The following is a 19,033-nucleotide window of genomic DNA, read 5'->3' on the forward strand; positions in this document are numbered from 1 at the left end:
CCTGCGTTGTTCAAGAAGATCCTTGTGGCCAACCGCGGCGAGATCGCGGTGCGGCTGGTGCGCGCGCTGCGCGACCTGGGCATCGCGAGCGTGGCCGTGCATGCGAAGGACGATTCCGCGGCGCTGCATGCGGAACTGGCCGACGCGGCCGTGCCGCTGGCCGCGACCGGTCCCGCGGCCTACCTCGACGGCACTGCGTTGATCGAGATCGCGCGCGCCCAGGGCTGCGATGCCGTGCATCCGGGCTACGGTTTCCTGAGCGAGCGCGCGGATTTCGCGCAGGCCTGCGCCGAGGCGGGACTCTACTTCATCGGGCCGACGCCCGACCAGCTCGCGCTCTTCGGCGATAAGGCGCATGCGCGCGCGCTGGCGCAGCAGTGCGATGTGCCGGTGATGCCGGGCAGCGCCGGCGCGGTGACGCTGGCCGAGGCGCAGGCCTTCTTCGCCGCGCAGCAGGCCGAGGAGGGGGCCGGCGGCAACAGGAATGGCGCGGGGCCCGGCAGCAACGGGAATGACGCCGGACCCGGCAGCAACAGGAAGGGCGCCGGGCCCGGCAGCGACGGAAATGACGCCGGGCCCGGCGTCATGGTCAAGGCCATCGGCGGTGGTGGCGGCCGCGGCATGCGCGCAGTCCTGCACGCGCGCGACCTGCCCGAGGCGCATGCGCGCTGCATGTCCGAGGCCAAGGCCGCCTTCGGCGTCGAGGGCGTGTACGTCGAGCGCCTGATGCGCAACGCCCGCCACATCGAGATCCAGGTGCTGGGTGACGGGCAATCGGTCGCGAGCCTCGGCGAGCGCGAATGCACGCTGCAGCGGCGCTTCCAGAAGCTGGTCGAGATCGCGCCCAGCCCCTCGCTGTCGCCGGCACTGCGCGAGCGCCTCACGCAGGCCGCGCTGCGCATGGCGAAGGCCGTGGGCTACCGGGGCCTGGGCACCTTCGAGTTCCTGGTCGATGAACATTCGACGAGCCTGCCCTTCGTCTTCATCGAGGCCAATCCGCGCCTGCAGGTCGAGCACACGGTGACCGAGGCCGTCACGGGGCTCGACCTGGTGCAGCTGCAGATCGGCGTCGCGGCGGGGCAGTCGCTGCAAGCGCTCGGCATCGACGCCGACCGCAGCGCCGCGCAGCGTGGCTTTGCCGTGCAGTGGCGCCTCAATGCCGAGACGCTCGACGCGCAGGGCCAGGCACGCCCGGCCGGCGGGCGCCTGTCGCGCTTCGACCTGCCGGCGGGGCCCGGGGTGCGCGTCGATACCCACGGCTACGCGGGCCTGGCGCCCTCGCCGCACTACGACACGCTGCTCGCCAAGCTGATCGTGCATGCGTCCTCGCCGCGCTTCGACGACGTGCTGCGGCGCTCGCTGCGCGCGCTGGAGGAATGCCGCATCGAGGGCGTCGCGACCAATCTCGCGCTGCTGCGCGCGATCGGCGAGCGGCCCGAGTTCGCCACGCAGAAGCTGCACACGCGCTTCGTCGAGGCGCATCTGTCGGACCTGCTCGCGGCGGCCTCGCGCATCGATGCGGCGGCGGCCAGGGCGGCGCATGCGCCCGCGTTCGAGCCGAAGGCGACGGCGCCGGAGGAGGACGAAGGCGAAGGCGGCCTCGTCGTCAAGGCGCCGATGCCGGCCCGCCTGGTGCAGTTCGAGGTCGAGGTGGGCGACGTGCTGCCGGCCGGCGCGCAGCTCGGCGTGCTCGAGGCGATGAAGATGGAGCACCTGCTGCACGCCCCCGCGGCCGGCCGCGTGATCGCGCTGCTGGCCGCGCCCGGCGACTACCTCGTCGAGGGCCAGTCGCTGCTGCGGCTCGAGGCGGTGGATGCGCAGGCCGTCGAAGCCGAGGCGCACGCCGAGCAGGACCTCGATGCGATCCGGCCCGATCTGCAAAAGGTGATCGACCGCCACGCCTTCACGCTCGATGCGAACCGCGGCGCCGCGGTCGCGAAGCGCCAGGCGCAGGGCGGCCGCACCGCGCGCGCCAACATCACCGACCTGTGCGACCTGGCCGAGGCGCCCGGCAACTTCAGCGAGTACGGCGCCCTGGCGATCGCCGCGCAGACGCGGCGCCGCACGCTCGATGACCTGATCGCCAACACCCCGGCCGACGGCATGGTGACCGGCATCGGCAGCGTCAACGCCCGGCAGTTCGGCCCCGAGAGGTCGCGCTGCGTGGTGATGGCCTACGACTACACCGTGCTCGCCGGCACGCAGGGGATGCGCAACCACCACAAGACCGACCGCATGCTGGGCATCGCGCACCAGCTGAAGCTGCCGGTGGTGCTGTTTGCCGAAGGCGGCGGCGGGCGGCCGGGCGACACCGACATGCCGATCGTCGCGGGCCTCAACAACCACACCTTCAGCCAGTTCGCGGCGCTCTCGGGCCAGGTGCCGGTGGTCGGCATCGTGCATGGGCGCTGCTTCGCCGGCAACGCGGCGCTGCTGGGCTGCGCCGACGTGATCATCGCCACCGAGGCCAGCAACATCGGCATGAGCGGGCCGGCCATGATCGAGGGCGGCGGGCTCGGCACCTTCGCGCCCGAGCAGATCGGACCCAGCGGCGTGCAGTCGCGCAACGGCGTGATCGACATCCTCGTGAAGGACGAGGCCGCGGCGGTGGCGGCGGCGAAGCAGTACCTCTCTTACTTCCAGGGGGCGACAAGCGAGTGGCGGTGCGCCGACCCGCGTGCGCTGCGCCATGCGGTGCCCGAGAACCGGCTGCGCGTGTACGACGTGCGCGCCGCGATGCGCGGCGTGGCCGACACCGGCTCGCTGCTGGAACTGCGCGCGGGCTTCGGCGCCGGCATCGTCACCGCATTGGCGCGCATCGAGGGCAAGCCGGTGGGCCTGTTGGCGAACAACCCGCATCACCTCGGCGGCGCGATCGACGTCGAGGCCGCCGACAAGGCCGCGCGCTTCATGCAGCTGTGCAATGCGCACGGGCTGCCGCTGGTCGCGCTGTGCGACACGCCGGGCTTCATGGTCGGCCCCGAGATCGAGGCGCAGGCGCAGGTGCGCCATGTGTGCCGCATGTTCATGGTGGCTTCGCACCTGCGCGTGCCCTACTTCGCGGTGGTGCTGCGCAAGGGCTACGGCCTGGGCGCGCAGGCGATGACGGCCGGCGGCTTCGATGCGCCGGTCTTCACCGTGGCCTGGCCGACCGGCGAGTTCGGCGCCATGGGGCTGGAGGGTGCGGTGCGGCTGGGCTTCCGCAAGGAGCTGGAGGCCGCGGCCGAAGGGCCCGAGCGCGATGCCCTGTTCAAGAAACTGGTGGCGCAGCAGTACGCGAACGGCGAGGCGATCCACATGGCGCAGACGCTGGAGATCGACGCGGTGATCGACCCCGCCGACACGCGCGCCTGGCTGGTGCGCGGGCTCGCGTCCGCCGCAACGGCGCAGCGGCCGGCCACGCCCTACGTCGATACCTGGTAGCGCCCCGTCCGACACCGGGCGGGAAGGGGCTTGCGTAAACTGGCACGCTTGCGCAAGGACCTGGTTTCACGACGACGCTTCGCCCAGGCCGGGCTCGCGCGCTGCGCGGGCCTGGGGCTGCTTGCCGTCATGCCGCTGCCTCTGGTCGCGCGGTCGAAGCCGGCACAAGCGCCGCTGTGGGCTGCCAGCTGGGCCGCTGCGCCGCTCGACTACATGCCGGCGCCGCTGTTCCCGGGCCTGCCGGCATTGCCTGCCAAGCCCCAGCACTTCGATGGTCAGAGCTTGCGCCAGCAGATGGTGTCGGCCCTGGGCGGCGAGGGCATGCGTGTGCGTTTCTCGAACCTGTTCGGGCGTCAGCCGCTGCGCATTTTGGATGCCAGCGTGGCGTTCGCCGCCGGCGTCGACGCGGTGGCGCCGGCCAGCCTGCAGCGGCTGCGTTTCGGCGGTCGCACTGGCATCACGATCGCGCCGGGCCGCGAGGCCTGGAGCGATGGCGCGCAGCTTGCGGTCGAGCCCGGCCAGGCAGTGGCCGTGAGCTACCAGGTCGAGGCGGGCACGCCCTTTGCCACCATGCACCCGCTGGGCGCCACGGTCATGGTCCCCGGCGCTGCGGTGATGCGCGCGAACTGGCCCGGGGCCGCCCCCTCGCCGATCAATCACATCGTGACCGGCCTGGACGTCGCGATGCAAGCCACGCCGCGCGTGGTGGTGGCCTTCGGCGACTCGATCACCCAGGGCACGGGCAACGGCGAGGCCTCGCCCGCGAGCTACCCGGACCGGCTGGCCGCGCGCCTGCGCGAGCAGTCGGGCGCCGCCGGGGCCTTCGCGGTGATCAATGCCGGCATCGGCGGCAACCGGCTGCTCGTGGACGGCACCGGCCCGCGCGCCATCGAGCGCTTTCGGCGCGATGCGCTAGCGCAGAGCGGTGTGACGCATGTGCTGATCCTGATCGGCATCAACGACCTCGGCGTGAGCCTGCCGGTCGCGATGCAGGGGCTGTCGCCGGCCTTCAGGCCGGCCAGTGCCGAGCAGCTCGCGGCCGGGCTGCAGCGGCTGATCGAGCAGGCGCGCGCCCGCGACGTGAAGGTGCTGCTGGGCACGATCACGCCCTTCAAGGGCGCGGGCTACTGGAGCGAGGAAAAAGAGCTGCGCCGGCAGGCCCTGAACCGCTGGATCCGGGGCCGCCAGGACGTCGACGCGGTGGTGGACTTCGACCAGGCGCTGCGCGACCCCGCCGATCCGGCCGCGATGAAGCCGCTCTGCGACAGCGGCGACCACCTGCACCCGGGCCCGGCCGGCTACGCCGCGATGGGCGATGCGATCGACCTGCGCGAGCTGCAAGAGTAGGCCCTGGGGCGCAACAAAAGGCGACAGAGCTTTACAAAAGGCTTCGGGCTGGGCTTACAAGGGCTTCACATGGCCCAGGGAGGATGAAGGCTCCTCCAACAACTCATGAGGGCATCCCCATGAAAAAACTCGCGATCTCTTTTGCTGTAGGCGCCGCGTCGCTTTTGTCGGTGGGTACGGCCGTGATGGTGGTCCCGACCACCGCGCAGGCACAGCCCGCGGTCATCATCCAGACGCCGCCGCCCCCGCCGCGCTCCGAACGCATGCCCCCACCGCGCCGCGGCTACGTGTGGGCGCCGGGCCACTACGAGTGGCGTGGCGGACGACATGTGTGGATCAACGGCGGCTGGGTCCGCGCGCGGCCCGGCTATGCCTACCGTGCGCCCGAATGGCGTGAGCGCGACGGGCGCTGGGAATACAACCGCGGCCGCTGGGACCGCGACCGCGACGGCGTGCCGAATCGCCGCGACCGTGACCGGGACAACGACGGCGTGCCGAATCGCTACGACAACCGGCCCAACAACCCCAATCGCAGCTGATGTGAGCGGTTGACAAAAACGCCCGCTTCCGCGGGCGTTTTTTTTCTCCTTAGCGCAGCATGCTGAAGACCAGCGGCATCAGGAGCGCTGCCAGCACGGCCTGCAGGCCAAGTGCCAGTCCCGCGTAGGCCCCGGCATCCGCATTGACGTGCAGCGCACGCGCGGCGCCGATGCCATGGGCCGTGGTGCCGAGCGCGAAGCCGCGCGCCGCGAAGCCCGTCGGGTCGGTGCCGATGCGCAGGGCGTCGAAGAGGTACTTGCCCGAGAGCGCGCCGATCATGCCGGTGAGTACCGCGAACACCGCCGACAGCGCCGGGATGCCGCCGATCTTCTCGGAGATGCCCATCGCGACCGGCGCGGTGACCGACTTGGGCGCGAGCGAGAGCACCACGTCGTGCGGCAGCCCCACGGCCCAGGCCAGGGCCACGGCGGAGGCGCTCGCGGCGATGCCGCCCAGCAGGGCGGCGAGCAGCACGCGCCCGAAGCGCGCTTTGAGTTCCGCGCGCCGCTGCCACAGCGGCCAGGCCAGCGCGACCACGGCCGGCCCGAGCAGGAAGTGAATGAACTGCGCGCCCGCAAAGTAGCTGGGGTAGTCCACGCCGGTCGCGAGCAGGCCGCCGGCCAGCACGATCACCGACCACAGCACCGGATTGGCCCAGGGCGCGCTGCCCAGCCGCGCATAGGCCGCGTTCGCGAGCAGGTAGGTCACCAGCGTGGCCGTGAGGCCGAAGAGCGGCGTGGCGGAGAGATAGATCCAGAGCTCGACGAAGCGGGGCATGGGCTCAGCGCTCCGTCTCGTGCCCGCGCCGGCGGTCGGGCCAGTAGAGCACGGTCGCCGTCACCGCGAGCCCGATCCAGGTCGACAGCACGATCACGAACAGCATGCGCCCGCCGTACTGTGCGAGCAGCGCGAGGTGCGTCATCACGCCCACGCCGACCGGGACGAAGAGCAGCGACAGGTGCGAGAGCAGGAAGTTCGCGCATTCGGCCACCGGCTCGCGCACGAGCTCGAACCGGAGCGCGGCGAGCAGCAGCACCAGGCCCAGCACCGGGCCGGGCAGCGGAAGCGACAGCCCACGCGACAGCAGCTCACCGATCGACTGCAGGACCAGAAGCCAGGCGAGGCCGCGCAAGCCCTTCATCAGAAGCGCGGCAGCTCGGCGTGCGGCATCCGTCCCGCGCGGAACACCTGCTTGCCGTACTCGGCGCAGCGTTGCAGCGTGGGAATGGTCTTGCCCGGATTGAGCAGCCCCGCAGGGTCGAAGGCGCGCTTGACGCCGAACATCTGCTCGTTCTCCTCGGCCGTGAACTGCACGCACATGCTGTTGAGCTTTTCGACGCCCACGCCGTGCTCACCCGAGACGGTGCCGCCCATGGCGACGCTGGTCTCGAGGATGTCGGCGCCGAAGAGCTCGCAACGGTGCAGCTCGTCGGGGTCGTTGGCATCGAAGAGCACCAGCGGATGCAGGTTGCCGTCGCCCGCGTGGAAGACGTTGCAGCAGCGCAGGCCGTACTTCTTCTCCATCTGCTGGATCGCCAGCAGGATGTCGGCCAGGCGCTTGCGCGGAATGGTGGAGTCCAGGCACATGTAGTCGGGGCTGATGCGGCCCGAGGCGGGGAAGGCGTTCTTGCGGCCGCTCCAGAACTTCAGGCGTTCTTCCTCGCTGGTGCTCACCGAGATCGCGGTGGCGCCCGCCGTCCGCAGCACCTCGCTCATGCGCGCGATCTCTTCTTCCACCTCTTCGGGCGTGCCGTCGGATTCGCACAGCAGGATCGCTTCGGCCTCGAGGTCGTAGCCGGCGCGCACGAAGTCCTCGACGGCGGCGGTCATCGGCTTGTCCATCATCTCCAGGCCCGCGGGGATGATGCCCGCCGCGATCACCGCGGCCACCGCGTCGCCGGCTTTGCGCACGTCGTCGAAGCTGGCCATGATGCAGCGCGCAAGCTGCGGCTTGGGCACCAGCCTGACCGAGACCTCGGTGGTGACGGCGAGCATCCCTTCGCTGCCCACCACCAGGGCCAGCAGGTCCAGGCCGGCGCAGTCCAGCGCCTCGCTGCCGAACTCGACCGGCTCGCCCTCGGCCGTGAAGCCGCGCACTCGCAGCACGTTGTGCAGCGTCAGGCCGTACTTGAGACAGTGCACGCCGCCCGAGTTCTCGGCCACGTTGCCGCCGATGGTGCAGGCGATCTGGCTGGACGGGTCGGGCGCGTAGTAGAGGTTGAAGGGCGCGGCCGCCTCGCTGATCGCGAGGTTGCGCACGCCGCACTGGACGACGGCGGTGCGGCTGACAGGGTCGACCTTCAGGATGTTGTTGAACTTGGCGAGCGACAGCGTCACGCCCATCGCATGCGGCATCGCGCCGCCCGAGAGCCCCGTGCCCGCGCCGCGCGCCACCACCGGCACGCCCAGCGCATGGCAGGTCTGCAGCACGGCCTGCACCTGCGCCTCGGTCTCGGGCAGGGCCACCACCAGCGGGCGCTGGCGGTAGGCGGTGAGGCCGTCGCATTCGTAGGGTGTGGTGTCCTCGGGCTGCCAGATCAGCGCGTGGGCGGGCAGCCGGGCCTGCAGCGCGCGGACCACTTCGGCCTGACGTTCCGAAGCCTGGAGACCTTCGCGCTGGGCGCTTGTCGTGGGCGCGTTCATGGGGCCGACTCTAAGCCAAGGGGCGCGGCGTGCGCTACTTGAAGACGACCGTCCGGTGCCCGTTGAGCAGCACCCGATGCTCGCTGTGCCACTTGACGGCGCGGGCCAGCACCTGCGTTTCGGTGTCGCGGCCGCGGGCGGTGAGGTCCTCCACCGTGTCGGTGTGGTCCGCGCGCTCCACGTCCTGCTCGATGATCGGGCCTTCGTCGAGGTCGGCCGTCACGTAGTGCGCCGTGGCGCCGATCAGCTTCACGCCGCGGTCGTGCGCCTGGTAGTAGGGCTTGGCGCCCTTGAAGCTGGGCAGGAAGGAGTGGTGGATGTTGATCGCGCGGCCGGCGAGCTGGGTGCACAGGTCGTTGCTGAGGATCTGCATGTAGCGCGCCAGCACCACCAGCTCGGCGCCCTCGGCCTCGATGATCTCCAGCTGCTTCGCTTCGGCCTGCGCCTTGGTGTCGGCCGTCACCGGGATATGGTGGAAGGGCACGTTGTAGCTGGCCGCCAGCTGGTAGAAGTCGCGGTGGTTCGAGACGATGGCGCGCACGTCGATCGAAAGCAGGCCGCTCTTCCAGCGGAACAGCAGGTCGTTGAGACAGTGGCCTTCCTTGCTGACCAGGATCACCGTCTTCATCGGCTCGGCCGCCACGCGCAGCTTCCAGCGCATCCCGAAGCTCTGCGCCAGGCCGGCGATCTGCTCGCGCAGCGCAGCCTCGCCATGGTCGGCGCAGGCGAAGCGTACGCGCATGAAGAACAGGCCGGTGCCGTGGTCGTTGTACTGCGCCGCTTCTTCGATGTTGCCGCCGCGCTCGAGCAGGAAGCCGGACACGGCGTGGACGATGCCGGTGCGGTCGGGGCAGGAAAGGGTGAGGATGTACGCGCAGGTCATAAGGGGCAGGATTGTCGCAGGGCTGCCGAATGTCGCGGCCGGTGCCAAAATGCCCTTCCCCCCAGCGTCCACCCTGCAGGAGCGAATAGATGGCCTACAACGACTTCAGCATGGACAACCAGTGGTTGCCCTTCACCCCCAACCGCCATTTCCGCAAGGACCCGCGCGTCTTCGTGGCCGCGGACGGCATGGAGTTCACCACGCACGACGGCCGCAAGGTGATCGACGGCATCTCCTCGCTGTGGTGCGTGGGTGCGGGCCACAACCGCAAGCCCATCAACGAGGCGATCAAGAAGCAGCTGGACACGCTCGACTACGCCACGGCCTTCCAGGTCAGCAACGACAAGGCCTTCAAGGCGGCCGAGATGATCGCCGCAATGGCGCCCGGCGACCTCAACAAGGTGCTGTTCTGCAACTCGGGCAGCGAGGCGGCGGATACGTCGCTGAAGGTGGCGCTGGCCTACCACCGCGCGCGCGGCGAAGGGCATCGCAACGTGTTCATCGGCCGCGAGAAGGGCTACCACGGCGTGGGCTTCGGCGGCATGTCGGTGGGCGGCATTCCGGGCAACCGCAAGGTCTTCGGCTCGGCCTTCCTGCCGCGGGTCGACCACATGCGCTTCATCCACGACCCGGTGAACCATGCCTACATCCACAACCAGGACCCGGTGTGGGCCGAGGACGCGCTGGCCGACCTGGAGCAGCGCATCCTGCCGCTGCACGACCCGAGCAACGTGGCGGCGATCATCGTGGAGCCGGTGGCGGGTTCGGCCGGCTGGTACCTGCCGCCCAAGGGCTACCTGCAGAAGCTGCGCGAGATCTGCGACAAGCACGGCATCCTGCTCGTCTTCGACGAGGTCATCACCGGGTTCGGGCGCATGGGCACCAACTTCGCGTCGGACTTCTACGGCGTGGTGCCCGACATGCTGAACTTCGCCAAGTGCGTGACCAACGGCGTGATCCCGCTGGGCGGCGTGATCTGCCGCGACAAGCTCTACGACGCGATGATGAACACCTCCGCGCCCGAGCACGTGGTGGAGTTCTTCCACGGCTACACCTACTCGGGCCATCCGGTGGCCTGCGCCGCGGCGCTCGCGACGCTGGAGCTCTTCGCGAAGGAGAAGCTCTTCGCGCGTGCGGGCGAGATGGGCCAGGTGCTGGGCGATGCCTTCCACGCCACCTTCAAGGGTCTGCCGAACGTGATCGGCATCCGCAGCCTGGGGCTGGCGGCGGCGGTGGAGCTCGCACCGATCGCGGGCGCGCCGGGCAAGCGCGCCTACGACATCTTTCTGGACTGCTTCCACAAGGGCGCGCTGGTGCGCCCGGCCGGCGACGTGATCGTGATCGCGCCGCCCTACGTGGTCGAGAAGTCGCACATCGACACGCTGGTCAACACGCTGGCGGATTCGATCCGCAAGAACGCCTGAGTAAAGCCCGGGCAGCCTAGCCTGGGGGGCGTATCTGTGCCCGCAGCGTTGCGCAGTAGTCCTTCTCGGGCAGCGCGGGCGTCTGCCACACGGCGTCGAAGGCGCCCGGCGCGCGCTGCGGGTCCGAGGCGGCGCCAGCCTGAAGCTGAACCGTCTTCACCGCGAGGTCGCTGGGCAGGTGCTGCGGCACGCCCAGCGCCTTGGCGCTGTGGCCGGCACCGCTCACCAGCAACACCGTCTTGCCCGGCACGCGGGCCTTGAGGAGGGTCTGCGCCATGGCGCGGTCGCGGGCGATCTGGATGCGTGTCATGGGGCCGATCTGCGATTCGGGCAGCAAGCGGCAGTGGCCCTCACGCACCGCCTCCTGCTGGGCCTTGAGCGCCTCGGCGCCGAGCTGGGCGTCGAGCGACACGTCGGCCATCGCATCCTTCATGCGCGCACGCGGGAGGTTGGCGCCGAGCACGGGCACGCCGGCACGCACCGCGGCCATCACGACCGGGCCGTAGGCGCTCCAGGACCAGGCCTTCTCGTTCCAGTCCAGGGCGGTTTGCACTTGGTCGTCGGTCGCCGTGGCGCCGAGGTGGGCGGTGCTGGCGCCTTCCTCGGCCATCTCGATGGCCAGCGCCGCCAGGCGCCCGCGCGCCACCAGCGCCTCGACGGTCTCGCGTTCGATCGTCTGGTGTTCGGAGGCGTCGTGCTGTTCGCCCAGGAGCAGGGCGTCGGCCGGCAGGAGGGCCATGGCGCGGCGGGCGACCGGCGCATCCGCCGGTGGGCCGGAGGCCGCGCAACCCGCGAGCATGGCCACCGCCAGCAGCGCGGCCGGCCAGGCGGGCGAGGAAAGGGAGCGACGCGGCATCGGGCCATACTACGCGAGGGCGGCTGCGCCGCGTCGCCATCCATTGTCCCTTCCTCCCGTCCGTGCCCCCGCTTCGATTGACGCTGCGCGTCCTTGCCACACTGTTGCTTGCGCTCGCGGCCGCAGGCGCCTGCCTCGCGCTGCACACCCCGCTGCCCTGGATGATCGGCCCGCTGCTGGCGGTGTCGCTGGCCTCCATCGCCGGCGCGCCGACCGCGAGCTACACGCCGCTGCGCAATGCCGGGCAATGGGCGATCGGGATGGCGCTGGGGCTCTACTTCACGCCGCAGATGGTGGGGCTGGTGGCCGGACTCTGGTGGGCCATCGTGCTGGCGATCGTCTGGGCGCTCGGCCTGGGCTGGCTGTTCGCACAGGGGTTGCAGGCGCTGCACGCGAAGCGGATGCCGCATGTGCCACTGCGTTCAATGAGAGCCACGACTTACTTCTCGGGCGCGATCGGCGGTGCGTCCGAGATGACGCTGCTGGCCGAGCGGGCGGGCGCACGCACCGATCTGGTGGCCGCCGCCCACAGCTTGCGGCTGGTGCTGGTCACGGTGGCGATTCCCTTCTGCGATGCAATGGAGCGGGCTGCACGGGCTCGAGCTTCATGCCGCGGGGCCGCGCGAGGTGCGCTGGGGCGGGCTGGCGCTGCTCGTGCTGGCGACGGGGCGGGCGGGGTGGTGATGCGGCTCGCTGGGCGCACCAATCCCTGGTTCATCGGGCCCCTGCTGGTGTCCATGGGCTTTGCCGTGGCCGGCCAGCCGCTGTCGGCGGTGCCGGCGTGGCTGTTGAACGCGGCGCAGCTGGTGATTGCGGTGAGCCTGGGCGTGCGCTTCAGCCGCGAGTTCCTGCACACGGCGCCGCGCTGGCTGGCGACGGTGGCGCTGGGAACCCTGGGCATGATCGTCCTGTGCGCCGGCTTCGCCTGGCTGCTGGCCTGGGGCACCGGGCTGCATCCGGCGACGCTGATTCTCGGAACCTCGCCGGGCGGCATCGCCGAGATGGCGATCACCGCCAAGGTGCTTCAGCTGGGGGTGCCGGTGGTGACGGCGTTTCAGGTGTGCCGGCTGGTGGCGGTGCTGCTGATCGTCGGGCCGATGTATGGGCGCTTGTACGGAGCGGGGAAGAAGCCTCAGTGAACCAGCACGGGCGTGTGGGCGAGCTCGGCGTAGCCTTCGAGCGTGTCTTCGACCTCTTCCTGGGTCGGCGTGTTGAGCTGCCAGGCGGCGATCTGTTGCTGGAACAGCTCGGCCCAGGAGCCATCGAGGTACACCTCCTTGCCGGAGCGCTTGTCCACGATCTCGAAGCCATGGCGGGCGAGCACGGGAATGTTCGGCGCCACCGGCGTGTCGCCCTCGGTCGGCTGCACGTGCACCACGACGAAGGAGTCGGAGTCGTAAAGCATTTGCATGGCGGGTCCAGTGAGGATGTCTAAGGCCTTCATGGTCGTTAGATAGCACTTAACGCGCCAGTTTCAATACGCACTGTTGTTTTGTAGGCACGCACCGTTATTTTTTGTGCATTTTTCGGCTTCAGGGGCGCGCTCCTTGGGCGTCGCGCAACTGGAAATCCGCGAAATCGCCATTGGCCTGGGTCTGTTTGATCCGCACGGGCAGATAGCCGAGCTCGGGTGCGATCCAGAGTTCCACCTTGTCGTCGTAGGGCTTGCGCGGGTTGCGCGTGAGCTTGCGGGCGTTGAACTCGCCGGCCTGCAGCTTCAGATGCTCGTCGTCCTCGACCTTGAAGATCCAGAGGTCGGCATCGCGCGGCCCCACCGTCTGGATCGCGAAGGCCGCGCCGGGCGGATAGCGCGCCGGGTCGCCGGCCATCAGCGCGCCGAGTTGCAGGATCACGCTGAGCCGGTCCTGCGCGCCGGGCAACAGCGGCACGCTCGGCGCGTTGTTGCTGAACACCACCTGGGCCTGCTCGCGCATGAAATGCGCGGCTACCTCGCTGCGGCGCGTGTCCGAGAAGCGCGCGGGCTCGATGCCGCCGGGGCCGATCACGCCGTTGCTGTGCTGGCTGCGGATGGTCTTGAAGAGGAAATTGAGCGAGAGCTGGGCGTCGTACTGCTGGCCATCCTGCTGCCAGGTCAGTTTGCCGAAGACGCCCTGCATTGGTGCGGCGCCTATCTGGCCCGTGACCGCGAAGGCGAGCTGCACTGATCCAGGAATCTGCATCGGAGCCGGCGCCTCCGCCTGGCCCGCAGCGGCCCCGCTGCCCGCTGCCCCCGCTGGTGCGGAGCCCGTGCCTGCCGCATCGCCCGCGGCCGCGCCTGGAGCGGCTTCGGCGGTGCCCGGCTCTGCCGGCGTCTCGGCCGCAGCGGGCGCCGTCTGATCGGGCGTCGGGCTTTCGGTGGGCGCCGGACTCGGCGCCACAGATGCGGGCGGCCGAGCCGCCGGCCGTGGTCGCGGGGGCCTGCGTGCGGGCGGCTTCGCTGCGGCGGGCGGCGGTGGCGCTGCTGCGGGCTCGGGCGCCGGCGGCGCGATCACAATGGTGCGCGTGATGAACTTGCCGGCCAGCGGCGAGGGATGCGGCCCCCCCGCCAGGGGAGCCAGCGCCAGCAGGGCCACGTGCGCGAACAGCACGGCCGCCGCCAGCAGCACCAGCACGCGCCAGGGCGGGCGCGGGACGCTGAGCAGGGCGGGAGCGGCGGGGCGCAGGTGCATCGGGAGTGGATCGGAGGCTGCTGCCAGGTTCAGCTCGGTACACCGCCGCCCGTCCAACCAGTTTAGTGGCAGCGGTGCCGTGCCGGCATCCGCGCCCGCCTCATCCATGAAACTCGCCACCCTCAAGGACGGCTCGCGCGATGGCCAGCTGGTCGTCGTATCGCGCGACCTGGCCACCGCCCATTACGCCACCGGCATCGCCAACCGCCTGCAGCAGGCGCTCGACGACTGGGGCTTCGTCAGTCCGCAGTTGCAGGATCTTTCGGACGCCCTCAACGCCGGACGCACCCGCCACGCCTTCCCCTTCGACCCCGCCCAATGCATGGCGCCGCTGCCGCGCGCCTACCAGTGGGCCGATGGTTCGGCCTACCTCAACCACGTGGAACTGGTGCGCAAGGCGCGCGACGCCGAGGTGCCCGAGAGCTTCTACAGCGACCCGCTGATGTACCAGGGCGGCAGCGACGACTTCACCGGCCCCTGCGACCGCATCGTGGCGGCCAGCGAGGCCTTCGGCATCGACTTCGAGGCCGAGATCGCCGTGATCACCGGCGACGTGAAGATGGGCGCCACGCCCGCCCAGGCGCTCGACGGCATCCGCCTCGTGATGCTGGCCAACGACGTGAGCCTGCGCAACCTGATCCCGAACGAGCTGGCCAAGGGCTTCGGCTTCTTCCAGAGCAAGCCGGCCACCGCCTTCAGCCCGGTGGCCGTCACGCCCGACGAACTGGGCGAGGCCTGGCAGGGCGGACGCGTGCACCTCACGCTGCAAAGCAGCTGGAACGGCCGCAAGGTCGGCATGTGCGATGCCGGCGAGGAAATGACCTTCCATTTCGGCCAGCTGATCGCGCACATCGCCAAGACGCGCAACGTGCGCGCCGGCAGCATCGTCGGCAGCGGCACGGTGAGCAACAAGGGGGTCGAGAAGAACGGGCGGATGGAGTGGCCTAAGGGCTACAGCTGCATCGCCGAGAAGCGCTGCATCGAGACCATCCAGGATGGCCAGCCGTCCACCGAATTCATGAAGTACGGGGACACGATCCGCATCGAAATGAAGGGGCGGGACGGGCAGTCGATCTTCGGGGCGATCGATCAGGAAGCGGCGGCGCCCTGATCGCCCGGCGTCGCCCGGGCATAGGGCGCGAAATCGTTCCCGTCCCTCATCAGGAGCTGGATCAGCTTGGGGTGCGTGAAGAGCTTTTCCTTGCCGGCCTGGATTTCCGACAGGACCCCCGCGCCCACCAGATCCTTCAGGTAGCGTGACGCCGCCTGCCGCTGGGCGATCTGCTTGTCGACCAGGTTGCCGATGCGGCAGTAAGGCTGCTCGAAGATCGTTTCGACAAGCTCGCGGCTGTAGATCTTCGGCAGGCTCTCGCGCACGTGCTCGGTGGTGTGCTCGGCCAGGCGCCGGATCGCGGCGATCTTTCCCGTGGTCCATTGCGCGGTTTCTTCAACGGCGCGCAGCATGTAAAGCACCCATTCCTCCCAGGCCTGCTCGCTGGTGACCTTCTGCAGCAGCCGGTAGTAGTCGGCCTTGTGGGCAATGACGTAGCGGCTCAGGTAGAGCACGGGCAGCGTCAGCAGCTTCTCCTGGATCAGCACCAGGATGTTGATCACGCGGCCGGTGCGGCCGTTGCCGTCGGTGAAGGGGTGGATGGCTTCGAACTGGTAATGGCCCACGGCCATGCGAATCAGAGGGTCGAGCTCGCGCTCGTCGTGAAGGAAGCGCTCCCAGTTCGCCAGCAGCTGGCGCAGCAGCGTTTCGCCCTCGGGCGGCGTGTAGATGCTCTCGCCGTTGCGATCGCTGACGAGCTGCGTGCCCGGCGTGCGGCGGATGTCCATCTCGACGCCCTTGATGGTGGTGCAGATTTCGACGGCGGTGCGGATGCACAAGGGCCGCGCCTCCAGCGAGCGAAAGCCCTGGTGCAGCGCCGTCCGGTAGCGCAGGGCCTCCTTGGTGGCCGTATCGGCTTGGCCGTCGTGGCTGTCCGCATGCTGGAAGAGACGGTCGGTGGTGGTGACGATGTTCTCGATCTCGGAACTGTCCTTGGCCTCCAGCAGCGGGATCGTGTTGATCAGCACGGTGGGATTCGGGATCAGCTCGGCCGCTTGTTTGAGCTCGGCCAAGGCGGCGCGGGCCGTGATGCACTGCTTGAGAACCGCTTTGGTTTCCAGGTCGCGGGAGGGCGGCAGAGGTGGCAGTTCGGCATAGGGCCTGTCGGGGTGCCAGGAGGGTTGTGTCATGTTCGAAAAAGTCGAATTTGTCGACATGAGTTCAGCATATGTCGCTGGCGACGCCACGTCAACGGAACGTGTCGCTGTTTTTTGATTTTGGCGACATGACCGTGGGCTCGTGTCATTGGCGGCGACATGAGGACAATGACACGTCGCAGATTTCCGGTTTTGACGACACGTCAGGTCGAAGCGCCGCGCAGGAGATCCTTCAGGCTCCGTATCCCCAGCCGCCGAAACGCCCGGTATTGATGGGTCCGCACCGTGGTGAGCTCGATCCCGATCTCGCGCGCCGTCTCCTTGGCGGTCCGGCCGGCCAGCAGGTGGCCGATCACCTCGCGCTCGCGCAGGCTCAGGGCCAGCAGGCGCGTGCCCAGGCTGGGCTCGGCCGCCTCGCGCGCCGCCATCGCGCTGCGGCCGTGCGCAAGAGTCGCGTCGGCGAGCAGGGTGGCGTGGGCCTCGAGCAGCGCGAAGTCCCGCGCATCGAACTCTGCTTGCGCGAGGCTGCGGTAGAAGCTCACGGCCGTGCGCTGCCCGGTGGGCAACAGCAGCAGCACCGAGGCGCGCTCGCGGATGCCCACGTCGCCGTAGCAGGCCGCGCGGTAGGCCGGGTCCGCCACCTCCTCGGCGACCTGGTGGCCCATCCAGAGCTGGGGCCGCTTGGGCAGTTTGCGGCCGGCGAGCCACACCATGTTGGGATCGAGCCGGTCGAAGCGCTGGGCCACGTAGCGCTCGGCCGTACGCTCTGCCGTGCTGCCGTAGCTGCTGGCGGCCGACACGGTCTCGATGCGGCCGCTGGCGCTCACGGCGAAGACGGTGCAGAAGGTGACCGGCAGCACCCGATGCAGGGCGCCCAGGTAGCTGGCCGCCAAGTGCGGCGTGCCGATGCCGGCGAGCACGCCGCTGACCACGGGGGCCGCGAACGTAGGCGCTTCAGCGCTGCGCAGGGGCCAGCGCCTCATGGGGGTCTCGGGGTTAACACTTCGTACGAAGTTAGGACATCGGCGCTCCGAAGGCATCGGGACAATCCCTTCGCATGAACACCGCTGTACTGCCCCCTCCGGCCGCGCGCCCCGGCGATGCCGCCACCGGTCCGCTGCCGCCCGCGGCGGGCGACCTGCCGCCGCCGGTCGGCGATTTCCGCTACACCCGCTTCGCACCCACGCTGCCGCCGCTCGAGGACGGCGTCGAAGCCGGCCGCCATCCCGTCGTGATCGCAGGCGGCGGGCCGGTCGGGATGGCGCTGGCCCTGGGCCTGGCCAACCACGGCCTGCGCAGCGTGATCCTCGAAGCCGACGACACGGTCTGCGTCGGCAGCCGCGCGGCCTGCGTCTCGCGCCGCAGCCTGGAGATCGTCGAGCGCCTGGGCGCGCTGCCGGCCTTCCTGGCCAAGGGCCTGGCCTGGACCGGCGGGCGCAGCTTCTACAAGACCGAGGAGGTGTTCCACTTCGAGATGCCGCACGACGCGCGGCAGAAGCTGCCGCCGATGATCAACCTCGAGCAGTACTACATCGAGCAGTACCTGCTCGACGAGATCGTGCGCCGCAATGCAGCGGCGCCGGGCCTGATCGACATCCGCTGGGGCACGGAGCTCGCCGGCTTCACGCAGGATGCCGAGGGGGCGGTGCTGCAGGCGCGCAATGCCCTGGGCGCGTACACCTTGAATGCGCAATGGCTGGTGGGCTGCGACGGCGGCCAGAGCTTCGTGCGCAAGTCGCTGGGCCTCAACCTGGAGGGCACGGCCTACGAAGGCCGCTACGTGATCATCGACATCGAGCTCCACAGCAACCACCCGACGGAGCGCCGCGCCTGGTTCGACCCGCCGTGGAACCCCGGCTCGACGGTGCTGATGCACCGTCAGCCCGACGACATCTGGCGCATCGACTACCAGCTGCGCGCCGGCCAGAGCACCGAGGAGGCGCTGCAGCCCGCCGCGGTGGCCGAGTTCGTGCAGCGCCATCTCGACGCCATCGGCGAGGGCCACCTGCCCTGGAAGACGGTCTGGACCTCGGTCTACCGCGCCGGCGCGATGACGCTTTCGAGCTACCGCCACGGCCGCGTGCTGTTCGCCGGCAATGCCGCGCATGCCATGCCGATCTTCGGCGTGCGCGGGCTCAACTCCGGCTTCGACGATGCCGACAACCTGGCCTGGAAGCTGGCGCTGGTGGCGCGTGGCGTGTCGGACGCGTCGCTGCTCGACAGCTACTCGCAGGAGCGCATCGCGGCCTTCCACATCAATGCCGAGAGCGCGATGCGCAGCACCGAGTTCATGTCGCCGCCCTCGCGCGGCTTCGACCTGCTGCGCGAGGCGGCGCTGTCGCTCTCGGGCGTGCAGCGCGGCATCGCGAACCTCATCAACCCGCGGCAGACGCAGGCCGTGAGCTACGAATCCGCGCTGTCCAGCGAGAGCGACATGCTCACGGCCGGCCCGCGGCCTGGCGAGACCCTGCCCGAACAGCCGCTGGGGCCCGGGCTTCATCTCACCGACTGGGTCGGGTCGCAGTTCACCGTGCTCCTGCTCAACATCGATCGCCCGGACGCCGGCTTCGAGGCCGAGCTCGCCGCCGCGCAGGCCGGCCCCTTGCAGCCGGTGCTGCGCGTGTTGCCGCCTGCTGCGGAACATGCCGCGGTGTTCGAGGCGCTGGGCGCAGAGGAAGGCGCGGTCTACCTGCTGCGGCCCGACGGCCATGTGGCCGCGCGCTGGCGCCGTGTGCCGCCGGGTGCGTTGGCCGAGGCGCTCGCGCGCGCATCGGCGCTCGCTCCGCAGCCGAAGGCGAAGGTACTCCAATGACTGCCGCCCTCACGCTCGAAGCCCGCGACCGGCTCTACGCCGAATGCGCCAACGCCATCAGCGAAGCCGGTGCCGAGCGAGAATCGCTCTTCCTCGCACGGCTCGTCCTGCTGCTGTTCGAGCAGATCGGCGACGAGGCGCGTTGCCGTGCCGCGCTCGCCGAAGCGCTGCGCGACCTGCCAGTGCCTTCGCTGTCCGCAGTACCGGCCGACGCCGGAACGGCTTGAT

The 19,033-nt window shown here is 70.0% G+C and carries 17 protein-coding genes; 8 read left to right on the top strand and 9 right to left on the bottom strand.

Annotated elements, in window-relative coordinates:
• Positions 1-6: 6 nt before the first annotated feature.
• The 3 genes from GXN78_RS15705 (at position 7) to GXN78_RS15715 (ending at position 5,309) form a co-directional block, all read left to right on the top strand.
• Complete coding sequence (locus tag GXN78_RS15705; RefSeq protein ID WP_106556410.1) at positions 7-3,423, top strand: carboxyl transferase domain-containing protein; 3,417 nt, start codon at positions 7-9, stop codon at positions 3,421-3,423.
• Between the two features lie 30 nt (positions 3,424-3,453).
• On the top strand, positions 3,454-4,770 hold the full coding sequence (locus tag GXN78_RS15710) for an SGNH/GDSL hydrolase family protein (protein WP_146163031.1): 1,317 nt from the start codon (positions 3,454-3,456) through the stop codon (positions 4,768-4,770).
• 119 nt (positions 4,771-4,889) lie between these two features.
• Positions 4,890-5,309: a YXWGXW repeat-containing protein gene (locus GXN78_RS15715; protein ID WP_106556408.1), complete on the top strand. Its 420-nt coding sequence runs from the start codon at positions 4,890-4,892 to the stop codon at positions 5,307-5,309.
• A 49-nt stretch (positions 5,310-5,358) separates the two neighbouring features.
• Here GXN78_RS15715 and GXN78_RS15720 read toward each other — a convergent pair whose 3' ends face one another.
• Genes GXN78_RS15720 through purU form a run of 4 tightly spaced genes read right to left on the bottom strand, consistent with a single transcriptional unit; the run spans position 5,359 to position 8,836 of the window.
• On the bottom strand, positions 5,359-6,087 hold the full coding sequence (locus GXN78_RS15720) for an LrgB family protein (RefSeq protein ID WP_106556407.1): 729 nt from the start codon (positions 6,085-6,087) through the stop codon (positions 5,359-5,361).
• 4 nt (positions 6,088-6,091) lie between these two features.
• Entirely contained in the window at positions 6,092-6,451 is a 360-nt protein-coding gene (locus GXN78_RS15725) for a CidA/LrgA family protein (RefSeq protein ID WP_106556406.1), read from the bottom strand.
• Entirely contained in the window at positions 6,451-7,953 is a 1,503-nt protein-coding gene (locus GXN78_RS15730) for an FAD-linked oxidase C-terminal domain-containing protein (RefSeq protein ID WP_106556405.1), read from the bottom strand. The genes GXN78_RS15725 and GXN78_RS15730 overlap by 1 nt, the downstream gene beginning before the upstream one ends.
• A 34-nt stretch (positions 7,954-7,987) precedes the next feature.
• Positions 7,988-8,836, bottom strand: coding sequence for a formyltetrahydrofolate deformylase (purU, locus tag GXN78_RS15735; protein WP_106556404.1), 849 nt, complete (start codon positions 8,834-8,836; stop codon positions 7,988-7,990).
• Between the two features lie 89 nt (positions 8,837-8,925).
• Here purU and GXN78_RS15740 point away from each other — a divergent pair, with 89 nt between their 5' ends.
• Complete coding sequence (locus GXN78_RS15740) at positions 8,926-10,260, top strand: aminotransferase class III-fold pyridoxal phosphate-dependent enzyme (RefSeq protein ID WP_106556403.1); 1,335 nt, start codon at positions 8,926-8,928, stop codon at positions 10,258-10,260.
• 16 nt (positions 10,261-10,276) lie between these two features.
• On the opposite strand, the gene GXN78_RS15745 is transcribed toward GXN78_RS15740, so the two are convergent.
• Positions 10,277-11,059, bottom strand: a complete 783-nt coding sequence (locus GXN78_RS15745) for a ChaN family lipoprotein (RefSeq protein ID WP_106556462.1) — start codon at positions 11,057-11,059, stop codon at positions 10,277-10,279.
• Between the two features lie 134 nt (positions 11,060-11,193).
• Here GXN78_RS15745 and GXN78_RS15750 point away from each other — a divergent pair, with 134 nt between their 5' ends.
• Positions 11,194-12,255 carry an AbrB family transcriptional regulator gene (locus tag GXN78_RS15750; protein WP_239142728.1) on the top strand — a complete coding sequence of 354 codons (1,062 nt, stop codon included), beginning with the start codon at positions 11,194-11,196 and terminating at the stop codon, positions 12,253-12,255.
• Here the strand turns inward: GXN78_RS15750 and GXN78_RS15755 are convergent.
• Complete coding sequence (locus GXN78_RS15755) at positions 12,249-12,527, bottom strand: DUF3567 domain-containing protein (protein WP_181360530.1); 279 nt, start codon at positions 12,525-12,527, stop codon at positions 12,249-12,251. The two genes, GXN78_RS15750 and GXN78_RS15755, sit on opposite strands and share 7 nt — an antisense overlap.
• A gap of 121 nt (positions 12,528-12,648) precedes the next feature.
• Positions 12,649-13,893: a DUF3108 domain-containing protein gene (locus tag GXN78_RS15760; protein ID WP_239142729.1), complete on the bottom strand. Its 1,245-nt coding sequence runs from the start codon at positions 13,891-13,893 to the stop codon at positions 12,649-12,651.
• On the opposite strand from GXN78_RS15760, the gene GXN78_RS15765 reads away from it, so the two are divergent.
• A complete protein-coding gene (locus tag GXN78_RS15765; protein WP_164255482.1) occupies positions 13,892-14,896 on the top strand; it encodes a fumarylacetoacetate hydrolase family protein in 1,005 nt (334 codons plus the stop codon). The genes GXN78_RS15760 and GXN78_RS15765 overlap by 2 nt on opposite strands.
• Here GXN78_RS15765 and GXN78_RS15770 read toward each other — a convergent pair.
• Entirely contained in the window at positions 14,875-16,026 is a 1,152-nt protein-coding gene (locus GXN78_RS15770) for a Fic family protein (protein ID WP_164255484.1), read from the bottom strand. The genes GXN78_RS15765 and GXN78_RS15770 overlap by 22 nt on opposite strands.
• A 170-nt stretch (positions 16,027-16,196) precedes the next feature.
• On the bottom strand, positions 16,197-16,976 hold the full coding sequence (locus GXN78_RS15775; protein WP_106556397.1) for a LuxR C-terminal-related transcriptional regulator: 780 nt from the start codon (positions 16,974-16,976) through the stop codon (positions 16,197-16,199).
• A 74-nt stretch (positions 16,977-17,050) separates the two neighbouring features.
• Here GXN78_RS15775 and GXN78_RS15780 point away from each other — a divergent pair, with 74 nt between their 5' ends.
• Both GXN78_RS15780 and GXN78_RS15785 read left to right on the top strand, forming a co-directional pair.
• Entirely contained in the window at positions 17,051-18,805 is a 1,755-nt protein-coding gene (locus tag GXN78_RS15780) for an FAD-dependent monooxygenase (protein ID WP_106556396.1), read from the top strand.
• Positions 18,802-19,032, top strand: coding sequence for a DUF2783 domain-containing protein (locus GXN78_RS15785; protein WP_106556395.1), 231 nt, complete (start codon positions 18,802-18,804; stop codon positions 19,030-19,032). Before GXN78_RS15780 ends, GXN78_RS15785 begins: the two co-directional genes overlap by 4 nt.
• Position 19,033: the final 1 nt, after the last annotated feature.

Origin of the sequence: Variovorax sp. WS11 (assembly GCF_010499245.1) — a bacterium.
Lineage (GTDB): Bacteria > Pseudomonadota > Gammaproteobacteria > Burkholderiales > Burkholderiaceae_C > Variovorax.

What these genes read in the sequence shown, in the direction of transcription:
- GXN78_RS15740 (WP_106556403.1), top strand. Translation starts at nt 8,926, where the DNA reads ATGGCCTACAACGACTTCAGCATGGACAACCAGTGGTTGCCCTTCACC.
- GXN78_RS15775 (WP_106556397.1), bottom strand. Translation starts at nt 16,976, where the DNA reads ATGAGGCGCTGGCCCCTGCGCAGCGCTGAAGCGCCTACGTTCGCGGCC.
- GXN78_RS15755 (WP_181360530.1), bottom strand. Translation starts at nt 12,527, where the DNA reads ATGCAAATGCTTTACGACTCCGACTCCTTCGTCGTGGTGCACGTGCAG.
- GXN78_RS15760 (WP_239142729.1), bottom strand. Translation starts at nt 13,893, where the DNA reads ATGGATGAGGCGGGCGCGGATGCCGGCACGGCACCGCTGCCACTAAAC.
- GXN78_RS15765 (WP_164255482.1), top strand. Translation starts at nt 13,892, where the DNA reads ATGAAACTCGCCACCCTCAAGGACGGCTCGCGCGATGGCCAGCTGGTC.
- GXN78_RS15745 (WP_106556462.1), bottom strand. Translation starts at nt 11,059, where the DNA reads ATGCTCGCGGGTTGCGCGGCCTCCGGCCCACCGGCGGATGCGCCGGTC.
- GXN78_RS15730 (WP_106556405.1), bottom strand. Translation starts at nt 7,953, where the DNA reads ATGAACGCGCCCACGACAAGCGCCCAGCGCGAAGGTCTCCAGGCTTCG.
- purU (WP_106556404.1), bottom strand. Translation starts at nt 8,836, where the DNA reads ATGACCTGCGCGTACATCCTCACCCTTTCCTGCCCCGACCGCACCGGC.
- GXN78_RS15725 (WP_106556406.1), bottom strand. Translation starts at nt 6,451, where the DNA reads ATGAAGGGCTTGCGCGGCCTCGCCTGGCTTCTGGTCCTGCAGTCGATC.
- GXN78_RS15715 (WP_106556408.1), top strand. Translation starts at nt 4,890, where the DNA reads ATGAAAAAACTCGCGATCTCTTTTGCTGTAGGCGCCGCGTCGCTTTTG.
- GXN78_RS15780 (WP_106556396.1), top strand. Translation starts at nt 17,051, where the DNA reads ATGAACACCGCTGTACTGCCCCCTCCGGCCGCGCGCCCCGGCGATGCC.
- GXN78_RS15770 (WP_164255484.1), bottom strand. Translation starts at nt 16,026, where the DNA reads ATGACACAACCCTCCTGGCACCCCGACAGGCCCTATGCCGAACTGCCA.
- GXN78_RS15785 (WP_106556395.1), top strand. Translation starts at nt 18,802, where the DNA reads ATGACTGCCGCCCTCACGCTCGAAGCCCGCGACCGGCTCTACGCCGAA.
- GXN78_RS15720 (WP_106556407.1), bottom strand. Translation starts at nt 6,087, where the DNA reads ATGCCCCGCTTCGTCGAGCTCTGGATCTATCTCTCCGCCACGCCGCTC.